The 25777-nt window shown below is 62.6% G+C and carries 26 protein-coding genes; 12 read left to right on the forward strand and 14 right to left on the reverse strand.

Features of this window, described 5'->3' with window-relative positions:
* Positions 1 to 23: 23 nt before the first annotated feature.
* The gene (locus EB815_RS27305; RefSeq protein WP_056563609.1) at positions 24 to 209 is read right to left on the reverse strand and encodes a hypothetical protein; all 186 of its coding nucleotides are present in this window, start codon (positions 207 to 209) and stop codon (positions 24 to 26) included.
* 209 nt (positions 210 to 418) lie between these two features.
* On the opposite strand from EB815_RS27305, the gene EB815_RS27310 reads away from it, so the two are divergent.
* Positions 419 to 1453, forward strand: a complete 1035-nt coding sequence (locus EB815_RS27310) for a hypothetical protein (protein WP_056563612.1) — start codon at positions 419 to 421, stop codon at positions 1451 to 1453.
* On the opposite strand, the gene EB815_RS27315 is transcribed toward EB815_RS27310, so the two are convergent.
* The 3 genes from EB815_RS27315 to EB815_RS27325 all read right to left on the reverse strand — a co-directional run bounded on the left by EB815_RS27315 (position 1431) and on the right by EB815_RS27325 (position 4382).
* Positions 1431 to 1778: a DUF1491 family protein gene (locus EB815_RS27315; RefSeq protein WP_032929456.1), complete on the reverse strand. Its 348-nt coding sequence runs from the start codon at positions 1776 to 1778 to the stop codon at positions 1431 to 1433. The genes EB815_RS27310 and EB815_RS27315 overlap by 23 nt on opposite strands.
* Positions 1779 to 1846: 68 nt before the next feature.
* A complete protein-coding gene (locus EB815_RS27320; RefSeq protein WP_056563615.1) occupies positions 1847 to 2644 on the reverse strand; it encodes a peptidoglycan-binding domain-containing protein in 798 nt (265 codons plus the stop codon).
* The gene (locus EB815_RS27325; RefSeq protein ID WP_056563618.1) at positions 2619 to 4382 is read right to left on the reverse strand and encodes a sensor histidine kinase; all 1764 of its coding nucleotides are present in this window, start codon (positions 4380 to 4382) and stop codon (positions 2619 to 2621) included. The genes EB815_RS27320 and EB815_RS27325 overlap by 26 nt, the downstream gene beginning before the upstream one ends.
* Before the next feature lie 533 nt (positions 4383 to 4915).
* Here EB815_RS27325 and EB815_RS27330 point away from each other — a divergent pair.
* Positions 4916 to 5266, forward strand: a complete 351-nt coding sequence (locus EB815_RS27330) for a DUF5330 domain-containing protein (RefSeq protein WP_056563621.1) — start codon at positions 4916 to 4918, stop codon at positions 5264 to 5266.
* Positions 5267 to 5385: 119 nt separating this feature from the next.
* The gene (locus EB815_RS27335) at positions 5386 to 5814 is read left to right on the forward strand and encodes a SufE family protein (protein ID WP_056563624.1); all 429 of its coding nucleotides are present in this window, start codon (positions 5386 to 5388) and stop codon (positions 5812 to 5814) included.
* An 88-nt stretch (positions 5815 to 5902) separates the two neighbouring features.
* Here the strand turns inward: EB815_RS27335 and EB815_RS27340 are convergent, their stop codons facing one another.
* Together EB815_RS27340 and EB815_RS27345 are read right to left on the reverse strand one after the other, a co-directional pair.
* Positions 5903 to 6328 carry a MucR family transcriptional regulator gene (locus EB815_RS27340; RefSeq protein WP_010915014.1) on the reverse strand — a complete coding sequence of 142 codons (426 nt, stop codon included), beginning with the start codon at positions 6326 to 6328 and terminating at the stop codon, positions 5903 to 5905.
* Positions 6329 to 6775: 447 nt separating this feature from the next.
* Positions 6776 to 7144, reverse strand: coding sequence for a hypothetical protein (locus EB815_RS27345; protein WP_056565603.1), 369 nt, complete (start codon positions 7142 to 7144; stop codon positions 6776 to 6778).
* 115 nt (positions 7145 to 7259) lie between these two features.
* Between EB815_RS27345 and EB815_RS27350 the strand changes: the two genes are divergently transcribed.
* From EB815_RS27350 to EB815_RS27360, 3 genes are all read left to right on the forward strand, one after another.
* Positions 7260 to 9383 carry a S9 family peptidase gene (locus EB815_RS27350; RefSeq protein ID WP_056563627.1) on the forward strand — a complete coding sequence of 708 codons (2124 nt, stop codon included), beginning with the start codon at positions 7260 to 7262 and terminating at the stop codon, positions 9381 to 9383.
* A complete protein-coding gene (locus EB815_RS27355) occupies positions 9380 to 10006 on the forward strand; it encodes a LysE family translocator (protein ID WP_056563629.1) in 627 nt (208 codons plus the stop codon). The genes EB815_RS27350 and EB815_RS27355 overlap by 4 nt, the downstream gene beginning before the upstream one ends.
* A gap of 153 nt (positions 10007 to 10159) precedes the next feature.
* Entirely contained in the window at positions 10160 to 10549 is a 390-nt protein-coding gene (locus tag EB815_RS27360) for an SET domain-containing protein (protein WP_056563632.1), read from the forward strand.
* Between the two features lie 172 nt (positions 10550 to 10721).
* Here EB815_RS27360 and EB815_RS27365 read toward each other — a convergent pair whose 3' ends face one another.
* The 4 genes from EB815_RS27365 to EB815_RS27380 form a co-directional block, all read right to left on the reverse strand.
* Positions 10722 to 11672, reverse strand: a complete 951-nt coding sequence (locus EB815_RS27365) for a cytochrome c (protein WP_056563635.1) — start codon at positions 11670 to 11672, stop codon at positions 10722 to 10724.
* A gap of 9 nt (positions 11673 to 11681) precedes the next feature.
* Positions 11682 to 12119: a c-type cytochrome gene (locus tag EB815_RS27370; RefSeq protein ID WP_056563637.1), complete on the reverse strand. Its 438-nt coding sequence runs from the start codon at positions 12117 to 12119 to the stop codon at positions 11682 to 11684.
* A gap of 165 nt (positions 12120 to 12284) precedes the next feature.
* Positions 12285 to 12881: a superoxide dismutase gene (locus EB815_RS27375; protein ID WP_056563640.1), complete on the reverse strand. Its 597-nt coding sequence runs from the start codon at positions 12879 to 12881 to the stop codon at positions 12285 to 12287.
* 177 nt (positions 12882 to 13058) lie between these two features.
* Positions 13059 to 13937, reverse strand: a complete 879-nt coding sequence (locus EB815_RS27380) for a branched-chain amino acid aminotransferase (RefSeq protein ID WP_056563643.1) — start codon at positions 13935 to 13937, stop codon at positions 13059 to 13061.
* Positions 13938 to 14093: 156 nt separating this feature from the next.
* Here EB815_RS27380 and EB815_RS27385 point away from each other — a divergent pair, with 156 nt between their 5' ends.
* The gene (locus tag EB815_RS27385; RefSeq protein ID WP_056563647.1) at positions 14094 to 14753 is read left to right on the forward strand and encodes a haloacid dehalogenase type II; all 660 of its coding nucleotides are present in this window, start codon (positions 14094 to 14096) and stop codon (positions 14751 to 14753) included.
* A 175-nt stretch (positions 14754 to 14928) separates the two neighbouring features.
* Positions 14929 to 15759, forward strand: a complete 831-nt coding sequence (locus tag EB815_RS27390) for a L,D-transpeptidase (RefSeq protein ID WP_056563650.1) — start codon at positions 14929 to 14931, stop codon at positions 15757 to 15759.
* Positions 15760 to 15843: 84 nt separating this feature from the next.
* Here the strand turns inward: EB815_RS27390 and EB815_RS27395 are convergent, their stop codons facing one another.
* Complete coding sequence (locus EB815_RS27395; protein WP_056563654.1) at positions 15844 to 17391, reverse strand: helicase HerA-like C-terminal domain-containing protein; 1548 nt, start codon at positions 17389 to 17391, stop codon at positions 15844 to 15846.
* A 319-nt stretch (positions 17392 to 17710) separates the two neighbouring features.
* Between EB815_RS27395 and EB815_RS27400 the strand changes: the two genes are divergently transcribed.
* The 3 genes from EB815_RS27400 to EB815_RS27410 are packed head-to-tail and all read left to right on the forward strand — an operon-like array spanning position 17711 to position 21533.
* On the forward strand, positions 17711 to 19153 hold the full coding sequence (locus EB815_RS27400) for a methylmalonyl-CoA mutase subunit beta (RefSeq protein WP_056563657.1): 1443 nt from the start codon (positions 17711 to 17713) through the stop codon (positions 19151 to 19153).
* A complete protein-coding gene (gene scpA, locus EB815_RS27405) occupies positions 19150 to 21270 on the forward strand; it encodes a methylmalonyl-CoA mutase (protein ID WP_056563660.1) in 2121 nt (706 codons plus the stop codon). Before EB815_RS27400 ends, scpA begins: the two co-directional genes overlap by 4 nt.
* A gap of 38 nt (positions 21271 to 21308) precedes the next feature.
* A complete protein-coding gene (locus EB815_RS27410) occupies positions 21309 to 21533 on the forward strand; it encodes a hypothetical protein (protein WP_155772377.1) in 225 nt (74 codons plus the stop codon).
* Here the strand turns inward: EB815_RS27410 and greA are convergent.
* Positions 21514 to 21987: a transcription elongation factor GreA gene (greA, locus tag EB815_RS27415; RefSeq protein WP_056563662.1), complete on the reverse strand. Its 474-nt coding sequence runs from the start codon at positions 21985 to 21987 to the stop codon at positions 21514 to 21516. The two genes, EB815_RS27410 and greA, sit on opposite strands and share 20 nt — an antisense overlap.
* A gap of 120 nt (positions 21988 to 22107) precedes the next feature.
* Between greA and EB815_RS27420 the strand changes: the two genes are divergently transcribed.
* Positions 22108 to 23484, forward strand: coding sequence for a TIGR03808 family TAT-translocated repetitive protein (locus EB815_RS27420; RefSeq protein ID WP_056563665.1), 1377 nt, complete (start codon positions 22108 to 22110; stop codon positions 23482 to 23484).
* A gap of 9 nt (positions 23485 to 23493) precedes the next feature.
* Here the strand turns inward: EB815_RS27420 and EB815_RS27425 are convergent, their stop codons facing one another.
* Positions 23494 to 24498, reverse strand: a complete 1005-nt coding sequence (locus EB815_RS27425) for an asparaginase (RefSeq protein WP_056563667.1) — start codon at positions 24496 to 24498, stop codon at positions 23494 to 23496.
* Positions 24499 to 24525: 27 nt separating this feature from the next.
* The gene (locus EB815_RS27430) at positions 24526 to 25692 is read right to left on the reverse strand and encodes an acetyl-CoA acetyltransferase (RefSeq protein ID WP_056565606.1); all 1167 of its coding nucleotides are present in this window, start codon (positions 25690 to 25692) and stop codon (positions 24526 to 24528) included.
* Positions 25693 to 25777 lie beyond the last annotated feature (85 nt).

Here is a 25777-nt window from a genome sequence, read left to right on the forward strand (position 1 = left end):
CCAGTCTGCCGCGTCAGGAAAACTCAGTGATGCGGCACCGGCGTCCGTGGCGATCCCGGCTTGTCGGGTCCGGCAGGCCGCGCCTCGCCGGTGCTGGACCGCTCATAGCGGATGCCGGGAAAGATAATGACCGCCGCCGGTATTTCGGTGGTTTGCTTGGCTCGATTGGTCGGTGCCGCACGCGGCACGAAAGACAGTACCATGCCCATGATTCGCGCATTCCTCTCGGTTTCCCCGGAGCACAACGCAACGCCTCCAATATCATTAAGGCCGGCAGAGGGTTAACGGAACGCTAACGGATCACCGCTAACTTGATCTTTGTCTTGAGGTCTGGACGTTCTGACCGAGGCAATCGCCAAACCGACATGGTCCCGGTTGAGCGTGATCAAGGCTGTGTATCGAGTATCGGGTATCCTTCGTGTCATCTTCGGACTTCAGGCAAATCGCGATACGGACGGAATCGGGCAAGGCCGAAAGGCTGTTCCGCGCCGCGGTGTCGGCGTTCTGCTCGCTGACGCGCCCATCGCGCCGCGAGATCGGCCAGCTTGAGGACCTGACGCTGCCGCTGTTCGACGATGTGTCCGTCGAATCGCGACGCTACGTGGCCGCCGCCCTTTCCGAATGCGAATATGCCCCCGCCGCGTTGGTGCGGCGCCTGTGCGAGGAACCGGTCGACATTGCCGCGCCGCTGCTGATCCGCTCGCGCGCCGTCAGCGATATCGACCTGATCGCGCTGATCGGTCGGCACGGACTGCCGCATGCGCGCGCCATCGCGCGCCGCAAGGACCTGAACCCGACCATCGCTGATCTGATCAGAGTGCTCGAAAGACCGACGCTGGTGCGGGTGCGGGATCCGGAGGTATCGGCCCCCACGAAACCAGCCGCCGCGCCCGTCAATGCGCAAGCGGCAGAGGACAGCGCGACAAGACAACAGGCTCCCGGCATTGCCGCAGAGAATGCACGACGCAGGCTGCGCTCCATGATGCGCACCGGCGACGAAGCCTTGGCGGCGAGGGTCGATGCGTTCCCCGGTTCGGATACCTATGTCAAACTGCGCGAGACGGCGCTGACGGGAAACGCCGCGTTCTTCCAAACGGCGCTTGCGGATGCCCTCGACATTGATTTCTCGACCGCGCGTTCGCTGACCGCCAACCAGAGCTACTCCTCATTGCTTGCGGCGCTGCGTTCGCTCGACCTCAGCGAGGACCGGGCCTTCCTGATCACGGTCGCCATCTATCCCAGCCTGTTTCCGCATCCGCAGGCCATCCGAACCTATCTCGACCGCTACCGCCTGCTGCATCGCGATGTGGCACTGGACAAGGTGCGGGTATGGAAGGCCGAGACCGTGTCCAGGATGGTTCGTGACGCCTCGTCGGCGAACCGCGACAGCCGCAAGGCCTCGAACAGCGACGATGTCGCCGCCCCCGTCCTCAGGGCGTCTTCACGGAAATAAGCTCTTCGACCGGAACAGTCCCGGCCTCGATCTCGACCACCCAGATGTCCGGATCGAATTTTTTTTCCCTCTCAAGACGGGCATCAAGCACGGCCGGATCATCGCCGGCGGCGAGAAGGCTGAAGAAACGATCATCGGGCTTGGCCGAATCATAGCTTGTCTGCGGCGCCGGCCCGTAGAGAGCGACGTCACCCAGCCTGCCCCGCGTCAGCACGAAAACAGCGCCGGCCTCGGTTGCGCCACGGTTGACCACGGCGGCAAATCCGCCGGCGCCGAAAACGCGGCGCACCAAGGCCGAAACCCACAGATCAGATGTGACACGCATGAGACAGCTCCGAAAGCGTGCGGCTATCTAGCGATAATTCCGCCGCCCGGCGAGCCGTCATTTCCCGATCAGTTGGTCAGGCCTATCTCGCGCATCTTGACGTAGACGATCTCGTCGGGCTCGCCGGTCTGCGGCAGGCCGAACAACGACTGGAATTCCTTGATCGCCGCCTTGGTGCGCGCGCCGACGACACCGTCCAACTGCATGTCGTCATTGCCGAACGCCTTGAGCCCGGCCTGGATCTTGACGATGCGGGGGTCGGGTCCCTGGGCCGGGGCGGTATCCGTCTGTCCGGCACTCGCCTGCCCGGAATTTGTCTGCAGGGACACCGGAACGGCGGCCTGCGTATCCGGGCGAGGCTGCGGTTTGGGCACGGAGGCGGTCTTCGGCGTTGCGCCAAGCTGATCGAGCAACAGCGCATCGATCTCGCCGGAAGCGTTGAGCCCGACCTTCTGCTGGTAGGCCTGTATGGCCTTGCGCGTGTTGGGGCCGGAAATGCCGTCGACCGCGCCGGAATAGAAATCGAGATCCTTCAATATGCCTTGCACCTGCTCGACCACCGGGTCGCCCTTCATCGGGGCGGGCGCCGCGTTAGGCCGCACGATGTTGATCGTCGTCTCCGGCTCGTCGGAGGCGGTGTGCGGAAAACCCTGGAAATTGCGGGTGGCGAAGAACGCCCCGGCATGCGGGAAAGGCTGATACCACAGAGCATTCACCGAGACATAGAACAGCGTCACCAGGAATGCCGTCGATCCACCCACCAGGACCGGGTTGCGCGAAATCATGCCGCCGACGGCTATGGCGCCGTCCTGGAAGGCGTTGCTGCGGCGTTTGACCGCCTTAGGCTGTTTTGCGGAGCGAGCCATTTCTGTCCCCTTTCGCCCTCGTCGCCGGCATCGTCAGCACCGCTGTCTCGTTCGCCGGGCGCCCCTTCGGCCCGTTGACCGGCAGGCTGATGGTCACCGTGGTGCCCTCGCCCGGCATGCTTTCGATCGACATGGTGCCTTCGTGCAGTGCCACCAGCCCCTTCACCAGTGAAAGGCCAAGACCGGTACCCTCGAAACGGCGCGTATAGTCGTTCTGTATCTGCATGAAAGGCTTGCCGAGGTTGGCGAAGTCCTCCTCGGCGATGCCGATGCCGGTGTCCCTGACCCAGAAATGCAGGCGCGAGCCGATCCGCTTGCCACCAACGACGACATCGCCGCCATCGGGCGTAAACTTGATCGCATTGGAGACGAGATTGATGAGGATCTGCTGCACCGCGCGGCGATCGGCGTTGATGTCGCCGGCGTCGGGAGCGATCTGCGTTTGCAGGTCGATGTTCTTGGCCTGTGCCTGCAACCGCATCATCGACTGGCACATCTCGACGGCTTCCATGAACCGGAATGGCTCCGGTTCCGCCGTATAGGCTCCCGATTCGATCCTCGACACGTCGAGTATGGATGTCACCACGGCTAGAAGGTGCTGGCCTGAATCCCGCACCAGGCCGACATATTCCTTCTGGCGCGGATCCTTGAAGGCGCCAAACATCTCATGCAGCAGCATGTCCGAGAAGCCGATGATGGCGTTCAACGGCGTGCGCAGTTCATGGCTCACCACCGCCAGGAACCGTCCCTTGGCCACTTCGGCGGCGGCTGCCATCTCATTGGCCTGCGCGAGTTCCCCGCGCAGCCGGGCAGTTTCGTCATTTTCGCGCAGGACCAGCGTGAAGACATCGCCCTGCTCCTCACCGCGCACCAGTTCGAGCAGGAACGGCCGATAGTTGTCGGCCATCAAGCGGCTGTCATTTTGGCGATTGTCATTCTGGCCGTTGCCATTCTGGGGCAGCCTGATGCGCAGTTCGAGGCGGCGCGACAGGGCACCATCACGCATGTCGGCAAGAGCGCTGAGATAGGAGACACGGTCCGACAGATGGACACGGTCGAAAAAGCCGGTTCCGGAAAGCAGTTCAGGCGGCAATTTCAAAAGCGTGCGCGCCTTGGCGGACGCGTCCAGGACTTCGCCGTGGCGAGCGACCCGCAGGATCACCGCGTCGATGATGTCTTCCAGCCGGTCGCCGGGATCCAGCGCATCAGCCGCACCGGTGGTATCGCGAAACGCCGATACGCGCGGGATGAGCGTCAGGGCCCAGGCCAACGGCACCAGCCAATGCCAGGCCACGATCTGCGCGCCCGCGAAGGGCAGGAAGGCCGCTGCCAGAGGCTGAAGGGCAATGGCGGCAATGGCCGAGACCGCTCCCCACAGGGCCGCCCGCCGCGAAGCGCCGATCCACCAGGCTTCGAAAGGCAGCGCCACGGCAAGCATGGCGACGGGAGAGCTCAACCCGCCGGCGGCGGCGATGAGGCCGCCAAGGGCAACAGCCGCCATCGCCAGGGCGATCGGGGCCGCCGCGGCCATCTTGCCGGTTGCCGCCACCAGCAAGGCGACGAACCAGCACAGACCGAAGGCGGCGAAGATGGCGGCCATGGTCACAGCGGCGCCCATGCCTGATGTGACCAGCGTGACAGCCGCACCAGCGGCAAAGAATGGCGCCGCCAGCATGACGCCGATGAAACGGCGTTGGCGTTTGCGGCCGCTCTGCCCAAGAATGGAGGGATGGACCATACGTTCGCAACCGGCGGCAATCGCGCCAGGCAATTCAGCGTATCTGGCCTTGATTGGCATCAACTCAACGCACTCGCACTCGTCGTGAACAGCTCTGCCTTTGCAGATTGTTTTGATTGGCTCTGAAACTCTCATCCAGCGTTTAAGGAATGGATAAGGCAGGGCCGACCAAAGCCCGGCCTGCGGCAAATATCGGGACGGAGGCGGCCGAAAACCCGGGCAAATGCCGCCATAGTAAATGGAGGGTTATCTCCGAACGCCCGACGTCAGCGGACCGTCGATGGAAAGAGAACCGCCCCAATCCGAGGAAACATGAATAGAAACAAGCAGATGGATGGTTATCAGATGGTAACGAAAATCCTCCCGATATGAGACAAATCCACTGCAAAACGCTTTGTTTCGAATTTGCCTAAAATTTGAGGAAAATTCTCTGCGAACCTGCAAGCCGTCCTTTGTGCCTGTGTGCCAAGATCCTGCCCATAAAAGAGGTCATGCCACATGATGCATGATCCGGTCACGACGAGAGGCGAGGCATGTTCTTCCTGATAAGAATGGCTTTCTGGTTTTCACTGGTGCTCCTTGCGCTGCCGCTGAGTGTCGGTTCCGAAGAACCCGGGCAGGAAAGCGTCGGGCCGATCCAGGCCCTGTTCGCGGCACGCGACGCGGTGGGTGACATTGCCGGCATCTGCGAGCGCAAGCCCGATGTCTGTGAAACCGGCAAATCGGCGATGCACACCATCACCGCACGCGCCAAGGAGACGGCCAAGATCGCGGCCGCCATGCTGGACGACAAGTCCGCCGGCCCCGACACCTCGACAATGACGGGCAGCGTGCCGGAAGAGATCGTCCTGCCCGAGACCGTCAACCTGCCGGTAAAGAACTAGGCTGCCCATGAACAGTTAAGCCGTCTCGACGGCACGCCGCGGGCCGTCTGCCCTCTCGACGCCCGCGGTGTTCTTGTTTTTTCCGTGACGCGGCACTGCCGCATGACTATATCCGGGTCATGGCGACCACGATCCAGACGATCCGCGATGATTTCTCCTTCCTTGATGAGTGGGAGGACCGCTATCGTTACGTCATCGAGCTCGGCGAAGCGTTGCCTCCCTTTCCCGATGCGGAACGCAACGCCGCCAACAAGGTGCCAGGTTGCGTCAGCCAGGTCTGGCTGACCACCGAAAAGGGACCGGGCAGCGATCCGGTCATTACCTTCACCGGCGATTCGGACGCCCATATCGTGCGCGGGCTGGTCGCGATCATGCTGGCGCTGTTTTCAGGAAGGACCGCCAGCGAAATCCAGAAAACCGATGCGGAAGCGACGCTGAAGGCGCTCGGACTGGACGAACACCTGTCGCCCCAGCGCGCCAATGGTCTCCGCTCGATGGTCAAGCGCATCAAGCGCGATGCCGAGGCGGCACTCAGGCAAACCGCCTGACGCCCCTGTCGGCCACAACAAGCCTCTCCCCAAAAGTCAAACGGCGCCCGGAGGCGCCGTCAACGTCGCTTCGACCTGACAGCAGCGACTACCGCGCCTTGCGCTTGCGGCCAAGGCCCATCTTCTTGGCAAGCTGCGAGCGGGCCGCCGCATAGTTCGGGGCAACCATCGGGTAGCTCGGGTCGAGGTTCCACTTTTCACGATACTGGTCCGGCGTCAGATCATAGTGGGTCATCAGGTGACGCTTGAGCGACTTGAACTTCTTGCCGTCTTCAAGACAGACAATGTAGTCGTCATGGACCGAGCGCTTCGGATTGACAGCCGGCTTCTGCTTGTCGGCAGGGGGCTGTTCGGCGGTTCCGCCCACGCGCCCGAGAGCGGCATGGACATCGGATATGAGGTTCGGCAGTTCGCCGACCGGTACGGGATTGTTGCTGACATAGGCGGCCACCACATCGGCGGTCAGCTCAATCAGCGCATCATTGTTTCTGGAAGGTGTTTCGACAATATCCATGATCTTCAGGCCCCAACAAGAGTTACATCGGTTTGCGCCCCTTTTCAGGCAGGGCATTGCACGAATTTTATGAAGGTAGAATTTCAGTGATTCGTGTCAAGGTCACATCAATGCGACCTGAGAGCAAGTAAGTCAATTCGCTCTTCGCGTTGTATTTGCGAAAGTTGATCAAATATTGGCCAGTCAGCTTCAATCTTTCGTGCGTTATGTATTTTCCGATATTTCGCGCGCCAAACCGACAAAGGCTGACGTTACGTCAGATCATCGTTACATTCGCGACAACTCACAAAACAGGCTTTCAATGCTCCGGTTTGCTTTGCCATCGCGTGAACAGTCTTGGTTGTCACATCCGCCCGCGAAACCATAGGTTGCCGCCCACCTTTCATGCAGGCGATCAGGCGGCATGTCCGCCAGCCTGCCGCCTCGGGGCCAATCGATGCCGCTCGATCAATACGGGGTGATGAACTTGCCATGGGCCCAGCCCGTGACGAAGGTGCCGTTCCTGGCCGGATCATGCCAGATCTCACACCAGCGATAGCGAACAGTCTGCCGCTGCTTCCATGCAGGTTGATTGACGATGTCGAGCAGGTTTATGCCATCGGTGCATCGTCCGGTCATTTGCAGGATGGTACCGTTCGGGTATGCGGCCTGCTTCCGGGATGTGGCTGATGGATATTTACGCACGTTGAGCGTGTCGCCGAACGGCACATTGGCCACTTGCCAAGCCGCGAATACGGTCGCATGAGACTGGCCAGCAAAGACCAGTGTTAGCGAAGCAGCGGCGAAAGTCGCCGCAATCCGAGACCGAATGGTCATCATCTTTCCTCCCGGCCCATCTCAAGGAGCCGACACCACCTCTAGGCTGCAACCCTTGAACCCACCCTGATCGGCGTGTTCACTCACCATTCAAGATATCCCCCAGCGAGACGCAATGACCAAGACTCCCCGATTTCCGATCGTCAGCCCGCCAACGCCCGAGAAGCGGCCGGTTTCCGATACCCATCATGGCATCACGCGAACCGATGAGTACGCATGGCTGCGGGCCGACAACTGGCAGGAGATGTTCAGGGATTCTTCCCTGCTCGATGCGGCCATCCGCGCCGAACTCGAAGCCGAAAACGCCTATCAGTCGAAGCTGATGGCCGACACATCGGATCTGCAGAAGCAGCTTTTCAAGGAAATGAAAGGCCGTATCAAGGAGGACGATTCATCGGTTCCCATGAAGGACGGGCCCTATGCCTATGGTTCTTCGTTCAAGCTCGGCGGCGAGCAGCCGCGCTATTTCCGCATGTCGCGCGACGGCGGGCCTGAGCAGATCCTGCTCGACGGCGACATGGAGGCGAAAGGCAAAGCCTATTTCCGGCTTGGCGGTGTCGACCATTCGGCCGATCACGGCAAGCTGTTGTGGGCCTTCGACGACAAGGGTTCCGAGTTCTACACGCTGCGCGTGCGCGACCTTGCCGACGGCAAGGAACTGGCCGACCAGATTCCCGCCACCGGCGGTTCGGGCGTGTGGAGCGCGGGCAATGACGGGTTCTTCTACACGCGCCTCGACCCCAACCACCGGCCGTCAAAGGTGCTCTTCCACGCACTGGGACAAGACCCTGAAAACGACCGCCTGATCTATGAGGAAACCGATCCCGGCTTCTTCATGAATGTCGACGGCACCCGCAACAACCAATGGATCATGATCGGCATCAACGATCACGAGACCTCGGAATATCGCCTGCTGAGCGCCAGCGATCCGTTTGCCGAGCCGAGGCTGGTTTGCGGGCGCGAAACCGGGCTTCAGTATGAGTTGGAGGAAGGCGGCGACGTCTTCTTCGTCCTGACCAATGCGGACGGCGCGAAGGACTTCAAGATCATGACGGCGCCGGCAAGCGATCCAGTTCGCGCCAACTGGCGGGAGCTGGTTCCGCATGAGCCGGGCCGGCTGATCCTGTCGGTGATCGGCTTCAAGGACCATATGGTCCGGCTCGAGCGCAAGGAGGGCCTGCCGCGCATCGTCGTGCGGGATCGCGCCAGTGGCGAGGAGCACCTGATTTCATTCGACGAGGAGGCCTTCTCGCTCGGCCTGTCGGGTTCCTATGAATACGATACCGACATCATGCGCTTTTCCTATTCGTCGATGACGACGCCGTCGCAGGTCTTCGACTACAACATGCGCACCCGCGAGCGGGTGCTGCTCAAGACCCAGGAAGTGCCGTCGGGCCACGATCCGGACCATTATGTCACAAGGCGACTGATGGCCCCCGCCGCCGATGGCGAGTTGGTGCCGATCTCGCTTCTGCACCACCGCGACACGCGACTGGACGGATCGGCACCTTGCCTGCTCTACGGCTACGGCTCCTATGGCATTACCGTGCCGGCCGCCTTCAACACCAACTGGTTCTCGCTGGTCGACCGTGGGCTCGTCTTTGCCATCGCCCATGTGCGCGGGGGCAAGGACAAGGGTTACGGCTGGTACGATGACGGCAAGCGTGAGCACAAGATGAATACCTTCACCGACTTCATCGCCTGCGCGCGCCACCTCGTTGCCGAACGCTATACCGCGCATGACCGCATGGTCGCGCAAGGCGGCTCGGCCGGCGGCATGCTGATGGGCGCCGTCGCCAACATGGCGCCGGACTGCTTTGGCGGCATCGTCGCCGAGGTTCCGTTCGTAGACGTACTCACCACCATGCTCGACGCGACCCTGCCGCTGACGCCGCCGGAATGGCCGGAATGGGGCAACCCGATCGCGTCCGCCGACGACTACCGGACGATCGCCGCCTATTCGCCCTACGACAATGTCGCGGCACTCGACTATCCGCCGATCCTGGCGCTTGCCGGCCTCACCGACCCGCGCGTCACCTATTGGGAGCCGGCCAAATGGGTGGCGCGGCTGCGCGACCGCAAGAGCGGCGAAAATCCGGTGCTGTTCAAGATCAACATGGATTCCGGCCATGCCGGTGCGTCCGGCCGGTTCTCACGCCTGGAAGAGATCGCCTATACTTATGCCTTCGCGCTGAAGGTAACGGGCAAGGCGCAGCTTGCCGGGGCGACACTCAAATGATCGATCTGTCCACGTTGATTGCCTATGTCGCCGTCGTGCTCGGCTTTGTCTTCATCCCGGGTCCGGCCACGCTGTTGACGATCGCCCGGGCAACGAGTTCGGGGACAAAGGTCGGGATCGCGACCGGCGCCGGGATCGCGGCCGGCGACATATTTCACACTGTCATGGCAATGGTCGGGATCTCTGCGATCATCGCCACGTCGGCGACGCTGTTCAGCATCGTAAAGTATATCGGCGCGGCCTACCTTGTTTACCTCGGTATTCGCGCCATCATCGAGAAAACGCCGGCCCACCCCTCTGCCGGCGCGCTCGCCATCTCCGCCGGCAAGGCGTTTCGGCAGGCTGTCCTGACCGAAGTGCTCAACCCCAAGACCGCGCTGTTTTTCCTGGCATTCCTGCCTCAGTTCGTGCGACCCGAAAACGGAACGGTGATGCTTCAATTGGCCGTATTGGGAATTGTCTTCGTCGTGCTCGGTCTTTTCAGCACGGTCGTCTTTGCCGTGAGCGCCGGTCGCCTCGGCAGTTTCCTGCGCCGAAATCCGACCGTGCTGAAATGGCAGGGCAAGATTGTCGGCGGCATCTACTGCGCCCTGGGCGTACGTCTGGCGTTGCAGCAACGCTGAGGGCTCGGACAGCACGTTCACTTTTGGGTTCGGCGATCATGACTTTTTGAATTCCGCTTTGCTTATTTGCGCTCGCAATTGTGCCAGCCCCGCGCTAACCAGTGCGCGGCTTTTCGCAAGCCGTGCTTGCCATGTTTGCTACTGGGGTATGCCATGCTGCTCGTCGACGTCTATCTCGACAAATCGCCGATCCAGGGCATTGGCGTCTTTGCCAAGCACCACATCCCCAAGGGCACGCTGATCTGGAAGCTCGACCCCCGCTTCGATCGGATCATCGATGTCGAGACCTATGAGGGCGAAACCGGGCCGGTGAAGAACTATCTCGACCGCTATTCCTACCCGGACCGGCGCGATCCGGCCTATATCGTCTTCGAAGCCGACGACGCCCGCTACATGAACCATGACGACGAGCCGAATTGCGATGTCTCCTCGCCCGAGGAAACATACGCCTTGCGCGACATCGCACCCGGCGAGGAACTGACCTGCAACTACAATCTTTTCTTCGAGACGGGCTTCGATTTCCTCGGCGACCGGCACCTCTAGCCCGAAACGGGGACATGACTCCTAAAAGCCGGGCCTGGAGACTTCGATTGCCCGGCCCGACAGGATGGTGGTGGCGAAGTTTTCGCCACCGTCCGATCCCATCGTCGACGACGCCCAGGATTCAATCTGGCGCTGTTCGACGCGCTGGCGAAAATGATCTGAGCCTGGACACTCAATTCGCAGCCGGCTTGCGCGCCGGATAACCATTGGGATGCGGCGGTACTGCCTTGAGATAGGCGGCGATCGCCGCGCGATCCCCGGCAGTCAGCTCGGCTATGTTGCGTTGCACGTCGACCATGGCGCCGCCGACGGAATCGAAGTTGGGCGTGAAGCCCGTCTCAAGATAGTTGGCTATGTCGGCTTCCGACCAGTTGGCGATGCCGCCCTTGCCCGATGTGATGTTGGGTACGACGCCTGAGCCCTCTGCGGCCACGGCACCCGCCAGCCACTCGCCTTTCCTGGTCCCGCCCGCGAGATCACGCGGCGTGTGGCATTCGCCGCAATGGCCAGGTCCTTCGACCAGATAGCGCCCGGCCATGACCGGATCAGGCGTACCATTGGCGAACGCAATGACAGGCTGATCGCTGAGATAGAGCCGTTTCCACAGGCCGATGCCACGGCGGATGTTGAATGGGAAAGCCAGCGTATTGGCCGGCGCCTTGCCGGCGACCGCGGGCAGCGTCTTCAGAAAGGCATAGAGATCGGCAATGTCAGACGGCTTCATGCGGGCGTAGGACGCGTAGGGAAAGGCCGGATAGAAATGCTCGCCAGACGGCGACACGCCCTTGAGCATGGCGTTGGCGAGATCCTCGACCGACCATGCGCCGATGCCGTCCTTGGGATCTTGCGAAATGTTGGGCGGAACGAAGGTGCCGAACGGCGTCTTGAGTTCGAGGCCGCCCACCAGTTGAAGCCGCGCATCGCCCTGCGAGCCGGGCTTTGCGTGGCAGGATGTGCAGCCGCCGGCATAGAAAATGCGCTTGCCCCGGCTAGCATCGCCCGGTTCGAGTTGCGCCAGGGCGGTCTTATCCAGCCTGACCGGCGCCGACAAAAGCCAACCAGCGGCCGCGCCGACACCGCCCAGAACAAGGGCCGCGCCGGCGAGCTTCTTCAGCCATGCCATATCAGGCAATCAGCCCTTCTTGATCCTGTAGCCCTGATGGCAGGCGCCGCAATCCGAGCCGAGGGTGCCGACTTGGGCCTTCAGCGCGTCGGCATCGGCGGGAGCCGCGGCGACCGCGGCCTTGACGTCGGCGAGATATTTGTCCTCGGCGGCCTTGAAGCCGGCCGTGTCCTCCCAGATCTTCGGCCCCGCCGTGGTGTCGCCGGTATCGCTGCCTTTCGGGAACAAGGCATCGACGTCGAACTTCTCGGCATTCGCCTGCAGCGCCTGCAACTGCGTCAGCACGGCAGCGGCGTCAAAGGGCTCCTCGCCCTTGGCCACTTTCGACAGGCCGCCGACGATCTTTCCGCGCTCCTTCATCAGAGCCTGCCGGTCGAGGATCGGATCGGCAAAGGCCGCCGAACCGGCGAAGGCGAGCGTTGAGATGGCGATGACAAGCTTTCTCATTCATTTGGCTCCATGATGAAGGCATTTCAGGACTCGACGTTAACGGATGACGCGGACGGATTATTCCCTTCCTCCGACCGATTTTGCCGAACGGTGAGTGACTGGGGAGATCTCGGCTCTCCAAAAAGAAAAGCCCCGGAATGCCGGGGCTTTTCTGCAGGTCGATCAAGCTTTTTCGTACAATTCCAGCACGTGATCCCAGTTGATCAGGCTGTCGACGAACGCCTCGAGATATTTCGGCCGCGCGTTGCGATAGTCGATGTAGTAGGAATGCTCCCAGACATCGACGCCGAGGATCGGCGAGGCGCCATGAACGAGCGGGTTCTCGCCGTTCGGCGTCTTCGAGATCGCCAGCTTGCCGTCCTTGACCGAAACCCAGGCCCAGCCCGAACCGAACTGTGTCGTGCCTGCCGCGATGAAGTCGGCCTTGAACTTGTCGTAGCCGCCGAGATCGCTGTCGAAAGCCTTCTGCAGCGCGCCAGGCAGCTTGTTGCCGCCGCCGCCCTTCTTCATCCACTTCCAGAAATGGATGTGGTTGTAATGCTGCGCGGCATTATTGAAGAGGCCGGCATTCTTGCCGAACGACTGCTTGACCACCTCTTCGACCGACAGGTCGCCAAGGCCCGCCTCGGCGGCCAGCTTGTTGCCGTTGTCGACATAGGCCTTGTGGTGCTTGTCGTGGTGATACTCCAGCGTCTCTTTCGACATGTAAGGCTGCAAGGCCTCATAGTCATAGGGCAGAGCGGGCAATTCAAAAGCCATGGGTAGTACTCCCTCGTGGAAAAATCCGGTGTCGATACCGGATTAAGATAGGTCTGGATTGAGCTGGAACAACTCCGGAAGTGAAGCGCCGGTTCCCTTTCTAAGCGGGTTCCGGAAAACTGTCACACGGTTTTCCTGCGGTGAGGCGTGCAGCGACAAAACGGCCAGACTGGCGCGTCAGCCTGCCGATTTCGAATGCGCCCATTCCCAATAGAGTTCACGCGCCTTCTTGGCCACCGGTCCGGGTTGCAGGTTGCGATCCTCGATGCGCGTGATCGGCACCACCTTGGAGTGGTTGCCGGTCGAAAAGATTTCGTCCGCTTCGAGGAAATCGCGCACCGACAAGGTCTTTTCGGTGGCTTTGAAGCCATACTCACCGAGCAGATTTATCGTGCGCGAACGCGTGATTCCGGACAGGAAGGTTCCGTTCGGCGCCGGCGTGAAGACATGTCCGTCCTTGACCAGGAAAATGTTCGAGGTCCCGGTCTCTGCGACGTTGCCCAGCATGTCCAGAACCAGCGCATTGTCGAAGCCGCGCATCTTGGCCTCGAGAATGGCGCGGCCATTGTTGGGATAAAGGCATCCGGCCTTGGCATTGGTCGGCATGGTTTCGATCGTCGGGCGCCGGAACGGCGACACCGTGACCGAAAAGCCGGACGGCGAGATCATCGGCGATTCATACAGGCAGAGGCAGAAACGGGTCGATGCGGGATCGGCCGGCACGCCCATGTAGCCGCCATGCTCGGCCCAGTACATCGGCCTGATATAGACCGCCGTCTTGCCGTCGAACTGCTTCAGCCCATCCCAGGTCAGCCCGACGATCTGTTCGGGCGTCATGTTCGGCTTGAGGCCAAGCGCGATCGCCGAGGCGTTCACCCGCCTGGCATGGAGGTCGAGGTCGGGCGCCACGCCTTCGAACCAGCGCGCGCCGTCGAACACGCTGGTGCCGAGCCACATCGCATGGCTGCGCGGCCCCAATATGGCGACATTGCCCTCGTACCAGTCCCCGTCGACGAAAGTCCATGTCGCGGATTGCGCCGCTGCCGCCAGTGTCATTGCGTTGTCCCGTTCCAATCAATGTTGTGTGACGACATTGGATGATGCTTTGGCCGCCGCCGTCAACGGGCATCGGGGGAGTTTTGTTGAGGCCAGCGGCGGGCGCGGTGCAATCAAGGCTTGCACCGAGCCCCTCCTCCCCTCAAAACTGTCGCCATGCAATACGCCGCCTATGTTTTCGATGCCTACGGTACACTGTTCGACGTGCATGCCGCCGTGCGCCGCCATGCCGACCGGATCGGGCCGGACGGCCAGTTGCTGTCGGAGATCTGGCGCGCCAAGCAGCTCGAATATTCCTGGGTGCGCACGTTGATGGGCGCCTATGCCGATTTCTGGCAGCTGACCGAGCAGGCGCTCGACTTCGCCCTGCGCAAGGTCCCGTCGGCCGATTCAAGCCTGAAGGCCAGGTTGCTCGAAGCCTACTGGCGGCTGGATTGCTATCCTGAGGTGCCGGCCGTGTTGAAGGCGCTCAAGGCCTCGGGAGCCAGGCTGGCGATCCTCTCCAACGGCTCGCCCGAAATGCTGGAAGCGGCCGTCAAGTCCGCCGCGCTCGATCAGGTTCTGGACGACATCTATTCCGTCGACGCGGTGCGCCGCTTCAAGACCGATCCGGCGGTCTACGACATGGTCGCCACCGGCTGGCGCCTCTATCCCGGCGCGGTGTCCTTCCAGTCCTCCAATCGCTGGGACATTGCGGGTGCCACCAAATTCGGCTTCCGCACGGTGTGGATCAACCGTTCGAACCAGCCCGAGGAATATCGGGACTTCCCGCCAACCCTAATCCTGCCGACCCTCGAAGCCTTGGTCACCGCCTAGGCTGTCCATCTGTTGCCCTGGCGCCACAGTTGCCGCACGGTCACAGCTTCGCCTTTGTTTGTCCACGTTCGGGCCAGAATCGGAACCGCCTATCGCGCCAAGTGTTGTCAGGCACCTGCAACGGCGATCGGCGTATTGACGCTTTGTTGCGATTTGAGTCCTAAAGAAGGCAGTCATGTCCATAACCGAAATCGAATCCTATCGCCTGAGCCGTCGCGGCTTCCTCAACGCCGCAGCATTGGGCGCCGCATCGATCGCGGTTTCCGCATGCGCCACCACCGGCCCAGGGCCGGTCGAGCCACCGCCGCCGACCTATGTCGAGCCGCCGCTTGCCGATTATGCGTCAATGTACGCGGCCGTCAGCGATGGCGGCTTCGACCTGCCGGCCATCCCCGTCGACAGGATCGATCCCCAGTTCCTGCGTCAGGTCGTTCCGGACCCGACCGGGCAGAAACCAGGAACCATCGTCGTCGATACGACAGGCCATTTCCTCTATCTGGTTCGTCCGGGCGGTCAGGCGATCCGCTATGGCGTCGGCCTTGGCCGCGCCGGATTCGAATGGTCGGGCGACGCTGTCGTCCAATGGAAGCAGAAATGGCCGAAATGGACGCCGCCGGATGAGATGATCGCCCGGCAGCCGGAACTGAAGCAGTACAGCGCTGACAATGGCGGCATGCCCGGCGGGCTGAAGAACCCGCTAGGTGCCCGTGCGCTCTATCTCTTCCAGGGCAATGTGGACACACTTTACCGCCTGCACGGCTCGCCGGAATGGCGCTCGATCGGCAAATCGGTGTCATCGGGGTGCGTGCGCCTGATGAACCAGGACATCATCGACCTCTACGACCGGGTGCCGTCGAAAAGCCCGGTCATCGTGACCAGCGATGCCAGCCAGCCGATGGCGGCCGCGGCGACCGCGAACCACAAGGCGATCCCGATCGATGCCGGGGTGCCGGACGGATCTGTCCTGCTCGGCCCCGTCAAAGCGGTCACGAACGCGATCTTCTGATCCGGCTTCGCCCAGGGAATATGCTCGGCGCCACGTGTCCAAGCGGATGCGCGGCGCTATAAAGCATAGACTTTGCCGCAGGGCTCAGCGCCCCCGCGACAGGCTGCCCAGGATACCACGCACGATCGCACGTCCGACCGACGAGCCGACCGAGCGCACCACCGACTTGATCGCCGCCTCGGCGACCGTCTGGCGATTGGAGGGGCGCTGTGCCGGCGCGCGGCGGCCACCCGACTGCGGGGCGGGATCGTCATTGCCGAAGCCCGGAATTGTCCAGCGCGAGCCACCGGTGCCAGCCTGCTGCGCCTGCGCTTCGGCGTCCTGTGCGTCCTTGGTCTTCTTCTGCAGTATCTCGAAGGCCGACTCGCGATCGATGACCTGGTCGTACTGGCCGGAGACGGGGCTTTCCGCGACCAGCTTTTGCCGCTCGGCCGGGGTTATTGGACCAAGCCGCGACGACGGCGGACGGATCAGCGTGCGCTGTACCATGGACGGCACGCCCTTGGCCTCCAGCGTCGAGACCAGCGCCTCGCCGGTGGCGAGCTGGGTAATGGTGGAGGCGCAGTCGAAGTCGGGATTGGGGCGGAACGTTTCCGCCGCCGTCCTCACCGCCTGCTGCTCGCGCGGCGTATAGGCGCGCAGAGCGTGTTGAACGCGGTTGCCGAGCTGTGCCAGCACCTTCTCGGGGATGTCCAGGGGATTCTGCGTGACGAAATAGACGCCGACGCCCTTCGAGCGGATCAGGCGGACCACCTGTTCGACGCGGTCGATCAGCACTTTCGGCGCCTCGTCAAAGAGCAGATGCGCCTCGTCGAAAAAGAACACCAGCTTCGGCTTGTCGGGATCTCCCACCTCGGGCAGTTCCTCGAACAGTTCCGACATCAGCCAGAGCAGGAAGGTCGCGTAGAGCCGCGGGTTCATCATCAGCTTGTCGGCGGCCAGCACGCTGACGGCGCCCCGGCCATCACGCGTGGTGCGCATGATGTCGGCGATGCGCAGAGCCGGCTCGCCGAAGAAATTGGCCGCGCCCTGTTGCTCCAGCACCAGCAGCGTGCGCTGGATGGCACCGACCGATGGCTTGGTGACATTGCCGTAGCGGGCGCTGATCTCTTCGGCGCGCCCGGCGATGTTGGCAAGCAGCGCCTGCAGGTCCTTGAGGTCAAGGAGCAGTAGGCCCTCTTCATCGGCAATGCGGAAGGCGATGTTCATGATGCCCTCCTGCGCGTCGGTCAGGTTCATCAGCCGCGACAGGAGCAGCGGTCCCATTTCCGATATCGTTGCGCGGATGGGGTGGCCTTGCTCACCGAACAGGTCCCAGAAGATGACGGGGAATTCCTGGAAATCGTAGGGATCGAGCTTGACCTGTGCGGCCCGCTTGACGAGAAAATCCTGAGCCGTGCCCATCATGGCGATACCGGACAGGTCGCCCTTGATGTCGGCGCAGAACACCGGTACGCCGGCATTCGAAAAGCCCTCGGCCAGGACCTGCAAGCTAACCGTCTTGCCGGTACCGGTGGCGCCCGTCACCAGGCCATGGCGATTCCCGTACTGCAGCAGCAATTGTTCGGGACGCTGATAGCTGTCATCGGGCTTGCGGCTGGCGCCGATGAAAATACTGGTGTCGTCAGCCATATATAGGGTCTCCGCAAACTGATGTGTCTAAAAAGGCAGCCTTTGGCCGAAGGTATAGTGAGGCTGTTGCACAGCGACAATGCCAATCGTCCAAAGCGGGGCCAATCGTCCAAATTGCCCCAATCGGACCTATCGCCGAAATCGGATTTTGGAACTTGCGGATTTTGTTGGTGTTTGGCAATCGTTCATGGTCCGTCCACGCAAGCGCCCTATATCAGATGGATCGAATTCAGACCCTGGACGCGCATTGCGATAACCGACCGGGGACCTTAGACTGAGCTGCTCCGGGCTGGTGCGGCGACATAAACGAGGAAGATGGATGGGCGCTGGAGCCTTGACCAGGGACGTTGAACCGGGGGATGCCGAACGCCAGCGATGGCTGGCCTTGGCGGAAAAAGCGTTGGCCGGCGCATCCTTCGAGGAAAAGCTGGTTTCGCATACCGACGACAGCATCCGCATCGAGCCACTCTATGACCGTGCGGCCGGGGCCGAGCCCATCGTGCGCGCGAATCCTCGGTCGCCGTGGATTGTCAGCCAGCGCGTCGACGATCCCGATGTCGATCGTGCCAAGGCGCAGGTCCTGGATGATATCGCGCAAGGGGCGACAGGATTGTCGCTCGTCTTCGAAGGTGCGCCGAACGCATTCGGCTACGGCTTGCCGAGGACCGCGCAGGCGCTGGAGACGGTGCTGGAGGGCGTACCCCTCAACCGGATGCAGATCCGCATCGACACACACCCGTGGAGCCGGCCAATGGCCGACTGGCTGGTGGCGTTTCTGGGCAAGCGCCGCTCCGATCCGGCAAAGCTGAACCTGTCCTTCGGCATCGATCCGGCGGCGATCCTCGCCGGCACCGGCCGGCTGCGCATGTCGATCGAGGCGCTGCAGGAATCGATGCCGCAATCGCTGGCGCACTTCTTCTCGATGGGCGTGCCGGGCGTGCTCCTGGAAGCGGACGGGCGCGTCTTCCACAATGCCGGCGCCACGGAGGCGCAGGAGCTCGGGATCATGCTGGCTTCCGCGGTTTCGTATCTCAGAATGTTCGAGAAGGCGCGGCAGCCACTCGTCTATGCCGCGCCTCATATCGGCTTCGCACTCAGCGTCGACCAGGACCAGTTCCTCTCCATGGCCAAGGTACGGGCCCTGCGCAGGCTTTGGGCACGGGTGCAGGAGGCTTGCTCGATCCCCAATTCCACGGCCAACATCCATGCCGAGACATCATTCCGCATGATGACGGCATTGGACCCGGAGACCAACATCCTGCGCACGACGATAGGCTGCTTCGCAGCGGCCGCGGGGGGAGCCGATTCAATCTCCATCCTGCCGCATACGATCGCGCACGGCCTGCCGGCTCCCTTTGCCCGCCGCGTGGCACGCAACGCGCAGCTGATCATGGCCAATGAAAGCCATGTCGATCACGTCGCCGATCCCGCCTGTGGTTCAGGCGCGGTAGAGGCGCTGACATCAGATCTTTGCGAAGCCGCCTGGGCGGAGTTGCAGACGATCGAGGCCGAAGGAGGAATACTGTCCAGCCTCCGTGACGGGCACATCCAGAAGCGCGTTCGCACCGCGGCCGCTCGTCGCGACGCCGCCTTCAGGTCCGGCGAGCGGGCCATCATCGGCACCACACTCTATCCACAGAAGGCCGAGCGCCCGGTCGAGACACTGGACGCAAAGCAGCGGCCGGCTTTCACCGACGGTGTCGTCCTGTGCGAACCGCTGTTTCCGGCCCGCATCGACCAATCCATCGGGGCGGTCCCTTGATTCCGGATTTCAGCCAGATCGGCTGGGTGCCGCCGCGCCGCGCACCGGTCGAGGTCAAGGGCCAGCGGGTGACGCCGGAAGGGCTTGTGGTCAAGCATCTGTACAATCAGGGCGACCTCAAGGGCCTGCCGTATCTCGACACCTACCCGGGCTTGCCGCCATTCGTGCGTGGCCCCTACCCCACCATGTATGTCCAGCAGCCGTGGACGATCCGGCAATATGCCGGCTTTTCGACGGCCGAAGAGTCCAACGCCTTTTACCGGCGCAATCTTGCCGCCGGCCAGAAAGGCCTGTCTGTCGCCTTCGATCTCGCCACCCATCGCGGCTATGACAGCGACCATCCACGCGTCGCCGGCGATGTCGGCATGGCTGGCGTCGCCATTGATTCCATTCTCGACATGCGACAGCTCTTCGACGGCATTCCGCTCGGCGACATGACGGTGTCGATGACGATGAATGGCGCGGTGTTGCCGATCATGGCGCTCTATATCGTCGCGGCGGAGGAACAGGGCGTTGCGCAGAAGGACCTGGCCGGGACCATTCAGAACGACATTCTGAAGGAGTTCATGGTCCGCAACACCTACATCTATCCGCCAAAGCCCTCGATGCGGATCGTCTCGGACATCTTCTCCTACACGTCGAAGAACATGCCGAAGTTCAATTCGATATCGATCTCCGGCTACCATATGCAGGAAGCCGGCGCGACGGCCGACCTGGAACTCGCCTATACGATCGCCGACGGCATCGAGTATGCCCGCGCCGGTGTCGCGGCGGGCCTCGACATCGACCGCTTCGCGCCGCGCCTCTCCTTTTTCTGGGCGATCGGCATGAACTTCTTCATGGAAGTGGCCAAGCTCAGGGCCGCGCGCCTGCTGTGGGCGACCCTGATGAAGAAGAATTTTGCACCGAAGGATGAGCGCTCGCTGTCGCTGCGCACCCATTGCCAGACTTCCGGCTGGTCGCTGACGGCGCAGGACCCCTACAACAACATCATCCGCACCATGATCGAGGCGATGGCCGCGACTCAGGGGCATACGCAGTCGCTGCACACCAACTCCTTTGACGAGGCGATGGCGCTGCCGACCGATCATTCGGCGGGTATCGCCCGCAACACGCAGCTCATCCTGCAGAAGGAATCCGGCACCACGCGCGTCATCGACCCGTGGGGTGGGTCGACCTATCTCGAACGGCTGACCCATGATCTGGCGGCGCGCGCATTGATCCATATCGAGGAGGTCGAGGCTCTAGGCGGCATGGCGGCCGCGACCGAACAAGGCATTCCGAAGCTGCGCATCGAGGAAGCAGCGGCGCGCACGCAGGCACGCATCGATTCCGGCGAGCAGATGCTGGTTGGGGTCAATGCGCATCGCCCCGAGAACGACATCGAAGTCGACGTGCTGAAGATCGACAATGCCGAGGTCAGGGCGCGGCAATTGTCGAAACTGCAACGGCTGAAAGGCACGCGCGAGGTCGCTGCCGTGGAAAGCGCGCTTGATGCGCTGACCCGCGCCGCGCAGGGCAACGAAAACCTGCTGGAATTCGCCATCCGCGCCGCGCGCGCCAACGCCACGGTCGGCGAGATTTCGTTCGCGCTGGAAAGGGCCTTTGGCCGCCATGTCGCGACGGTGCAGACCATTTCCGGCGTCTACCGCAAGGCGCTTGGCGACAATCCCGTGGTCGATGGGCTGCAGGACAAGATCAGCGCTTTCGAGAAGAAAAACGGCGGCAAGCCGCGCATCCTCGTTGCCAAGATGGGACAGGACGGCCACGACCGAGGGCAGAAGGTGATCGCCACCGCTTTCGCCGATCTCGGCTTCGACGTCACTGTCGGCGCCATGTTCCAGACACCGGAAGAGATCGCGAAACTGGCGGTCCAGCATGACGTCCATATTATCGGCGCCTCATCGCTGGCGGCAGGGCACCTGACGCTGATCCCCGAATTGCGCGACGCGCTGAAAAAGTTGGGCCGAGGCGACATGCTGATCGTGGCCGGCGGCGTCATCCCGCCGCAGGACTACGACGCGGTGCTGCAGGCCGGCGCGGCGGAAATCTTCCCACCGGGCACCGTCATCCCGGATGCGGCTGACCGGCTGATGGACCGGCTGCTATCGGGCTGAGCGAAAACACTCTGCATTGCCGGAAAGGTTGCGCCACAATGACGGACGCAACCATGGGTAACAGCTTTGAAGACTCTCATCCACAAGCTCGACGACGGATCGGGGGCCGTGATCTTGCCACGGAAATGCTCGGCTTCATTCTAAGACCGGTGGAGAGCAACGACGTCGAACGGCGGATGCGCGCTGGTCGTGATGTCATGGACAAATATGAGGTCGCGTTGCAAAGTTGCCAAGTAGCTGTTGTCAGCTATCCGAAAGCTTGACGATTTCCCATTCCTTGCCGTTGACCGCGGCCACGTCGCCGACCTTCTTGCCGAACAGCGCGACGGCCATCGGCGAAACATGAGAAATGCTGCCCTTGGTGGGATCGGCCTCGTCCTCGCCGACGATCTTCCAGTGCACCTTCTTGCCATCATCGCCTTCCAGCGTGACACCCATGCCGAAGCGGACGACGTCGCTGCCGGGCTCCGGTACGGACAGTTCGGCGCTCTCGCGCCGCGCGGTCCAGTAGCGCAGATCGCGTGACACGACCGCGATGCGCTCGCGGTCGGCTTTCCTTTCTGCTTTCGCCAGAACGTCACGCAGATCGGCCAGATTGTCCTCGATCTGCGCCAGGCCGCGTTCCGTCACAAGATTGCGGTGCGGGCTGATCGGCCGCTCGCCGACGCCGGCGATTGCGTTTTCGCTGTCTTCTTCGCGGGTAAAAGCTCTGCTCATTGCCTGAACTTAGGCGCCGAATGGCTGCTCGACAAGCCATTGTCGATACCTCGTCGAGTGGAACAGAACGTCTGGCACGATTCCTGCGGTGTCAGGGTCGAACACTGGGATTGTGTGCCGATGTTGAACAGACGGACCCTGCTGACGCAAACGGCCGGCTTTGCCGTGATAGGCCTTGCGCTTGGCAAGGCGGCGGCCGCCAACCTGACCGGCATCGAAAAAGCCTCGATGCGCGGCTCTATCAATGCCACCGAACTTGGTGTGCAGCCCGGGACATTCGACGACCAGAGCAAGGCCTTTGCCAAGCTGCTGCGCGACGCGAACAGCCGGGACATACCGGTGTTCCTGCCGGCGGGCACCTATGTGGTGTCCAATCTCTCGTTGCCCAGCCGTGTGCGTCTTTCCGGCGTGCCCGGGGCAACGCGGATCGTCTATGGCGGCGACGGCCATCTTTTCATGGCTGAACAAGCCGACCATATCGAGCTCGCCGGGCTGGTCTTCGACGGTTCGAACCGTTCGATGGGTGACTATGCGCAAGGGCTGCTCGATCTGCGCAGGGTCGGCCATCTCGTCGTCGACAATTGCCAGATAACCGGAAGCGGCAAGAACGGACTGGCGCTGGAACACGCGGCGGGCCGCATCGAACGCTCCGACATATCGGGCGCGGCGGACGCCGGCATCTACTCGGTCGAAGCGGGTGGACTGGCAATCACCGGCAATGCCGTCTCCGATTGCGCCAATGGCGGCATCCTCGTGCATCGCTGGCAGGCGGCCGAAGACGGCACGATGGTCACCGGCAACCGCGTCGAACGCATCGGCGCGCGCAGCGGCGGGACCGGCCAGAACGGCAATGGCATCAACGCCTTCCGTGCCGGCAACGTCATCATCTCGGGCAACGTCGTCTCGGATTGCGCTTTCTCGGCGATCCGCGCCAACAGTTCCAGCAATTTGCAGATATCAGGCAATACCTGTTCACGCTCGGGTGAAACCGCGGTCTACTCCGAATTCTCCTTCGAGGGCGCCGTCATCAGCAACAACATCGTCGATGGCGCGGCCAATGGCATATCGATCGTCAACTTCAACGAAGGCGGCCGCATGGGTGTCTGCTCGGGCAACATCGTGCGCAATTTGTCGACCAGCGGCCCCTATAGCGCCGATCCACCCGGGTTCGGCGTCGGCATCGGCGTCGAGGCCGACACCACCGTTTCCAACAATGTCATCGAGAACGCGCCGCTCTACGGCATGTCGATCGGCTGGGGCCCGTATCTGCGCAATGTGGTGGCCACCGGCAACATCATCCGCAAGGCAGGCACGGGCATCGTCGTCAGCGTGGTCGAGGGTGCCGGCACGGCCGTCATCTCCGACAACGTCATCGACGGCGCGTTGAACGGCGCAGTCGTCGGCCAGCGCTGGGCGCAGCCGGTGACGGCGGACCTGACCCAGTCAAGCAACAGCGGCTTTGCGCATCTGACGGTCGAGCGCAACCGCGTCAGTTGAGAGCAATCTTCAATTCAAGGCTGGTGTCGGCCTCAGCGCCCCGACCTTGGCACCGATCCGGCTTTCGATCGGCGCGTTGGCCAGTTCGCGCAGCTTCGCCGACAGGGCCTCGTCCGCACGCAGCAGCCTGGCGAGGACGGCGGCGACCATGGCCTCGCCGGCGCGGCCGGCGCCATCGTCGCATTTGATCGCTATGCCGAGGCCAAGTTCAGGTATCGCGCTGCAGTGGACGCCTTCGGCGCCGCCTTTCGCAAAGATGCGGCCAGGTGCTGCTTCCATCAGCGCGACGTCTTCGCGGCCCGTGCCGGCGACAAAAAAGGGCTCCGCCATGCAGGCGGAAAGCAGGCGCTTCGCCGCCTTGGCTCGCTCCGGACCGAAACCATGTGTCGTCGCCATGCGGGCAAAGCCGAGCGCGAAACTCCTGAGCGGCACCGCATAGGTCGGGATCGAGCAGCCGTCGGTCGCTCGCTCATCCGGGCCATGGACAGCGCCGGTTACAGCCTGCATGGCATCGCGCACCATTTCCTGCAGGGCGTGCCCCGCCTTGACGTAACCACGATGCGCAATGCCGGAGTGCACGCAGGTGCAGAGAAACCCGGAATGCTTGCCCGAGCAGTTGTTGTGCAACGCGCTGGGCAAATCGCCGGTGCGGGCGAGCGCAATCTCGGCGTCATGGTTCGAGGGCCAATGCGTGCCGCATTCGAGTGCCGACCCGTCCAGCCCGGCCCTGGCCAACATGGAGCGCGCCAATTCGACATGGGCCGGCTCGCCCGAATGCGAGGCACAGGCCAGCGCCAGTTCGCGGTTACCGAAGCCATAGGCATCGGCAGCGCCGCTTTCGACCAGCGGCAGGGCCTGGATGGCCTTGACCGCCGAGCGCGGAAACACCGGCCTCGAGGTGTCGCCGATCTCCAGGACCGCTTTGCCGTCGGCATCGAAGACCGCGACAGCACCGCGATGCGCGCTCTCGACGATCGCGCCGCGCAAGACTTCGATCAGAACCGGATTTGCCATGCCACCTCCAACGAGTGTCGGGGCGGTTTATCTGATCCTGTCGAGAATGGAAACGTAGTTGGCGACCGCCGCTCCGCCCATGTTGAAGATACCCCCAAGCTTGGCGCCCGGCACCTGGATGCCGCCGGCTTCACCGACAAGCTGCATGGCGGTCAGCACATGCATCGAGACACCGGTCGCACCGATGGGGTGGCCCTTGGCCTTCAGCCCGCCGGACGGATTGACCGGCAGGCGGCCGTCCTTCGCCGTCGTGCCGTCCAGCGCCAGCCTGGCGCCCTCGCCGGGCTTCGCCAGCCCCATAGCCTCGTACTCGATCAGTTCCGCGATGGTGAAGCAGTCGTGCGTCTCGACAAAGGACAGGTCGTCCAGCGTCAAACCGGCGTTCTTCAACGCGCGGGTCCACGCCTGTTCGCAGCCCTCGAAGGACAGGATGTCGCGCTTCGACATCGGCAGGAAGTCCTGCACATGTTCGTTGGCGCGGAAGGCGACGGCGCGGCGCATCTTCAGCGCCGTTGCCGTGTCGGCAAGGACAAGGGCGGCGGCACCGTCGGAGACCAGCGAGCAGTCGGTGCGCTTCAGAGGACCGGCGACGAAGGGGTTCTTCTCGCTCTCCTGCCGGCAGAACTCATAGCCGAAATCCTTGCGCATCTGCGCATAGGGATTGTCGACCCCGTTCTTGTGGTTCTTGGCGGCGATCATCGCCAGCGCATCCGATTGGTCGCCATAACGCTGGAAATAGGCCTGCGCGATCTTGCCGAAGACGCCGGCGAAGCCCGCGGGCGTCTCGCCGTCCTCCGGCAGATAGGACGCCTTCAGCAGGTTCTTGCCGATCTCGGGGCCTGGCGTCGTCGTCATCTGCTCGGCGCCGACCACCAGCACGATGCGGGCCGCGTTGGCATCGATGGCACGGATGCCTTGCCTGACCGCCGCCGATCCCGTGGCGCAGGCGTTCTCGACACGCGTTGCCGGCTTGAAACGCAGCCGGTCGTCCGCCTGAAGCACTAGGCTGGCGGTGAAATCCTGCGCCGAAAAGCCGGCGTTGAAATGGCCGAGTACGATCTCGTCGACCTCGTCCGGGCCGATGCCGGCATGGTCGAGCGCGTCCGTCGCGACCTTGACGATCAGGTTCTCGAGCGTCTCGCCCTCAAGCTTGCCGAAGCGCGAATGCGCCCAGCCGACGATGCATGCGGTCATGGCAATCTCCATCCTTGGCGCGAGGCTAGCATATGGGCTTACGGCACATCTCGCCTTTTATTGTTCAAATATAAACATTCTCGCC

The sequence above is a fragment of the Mesorhizobium loti genome (genome assembly GCF_013170705.1).
GTDB classification, from domain to species: domain Bacteria; phylum Pseudomonadota; class Alphaproteobacteria; order Rhizobiales; family Rhizobiaceae; genus Mesorhizobium; species Mesorhizobium loti_D.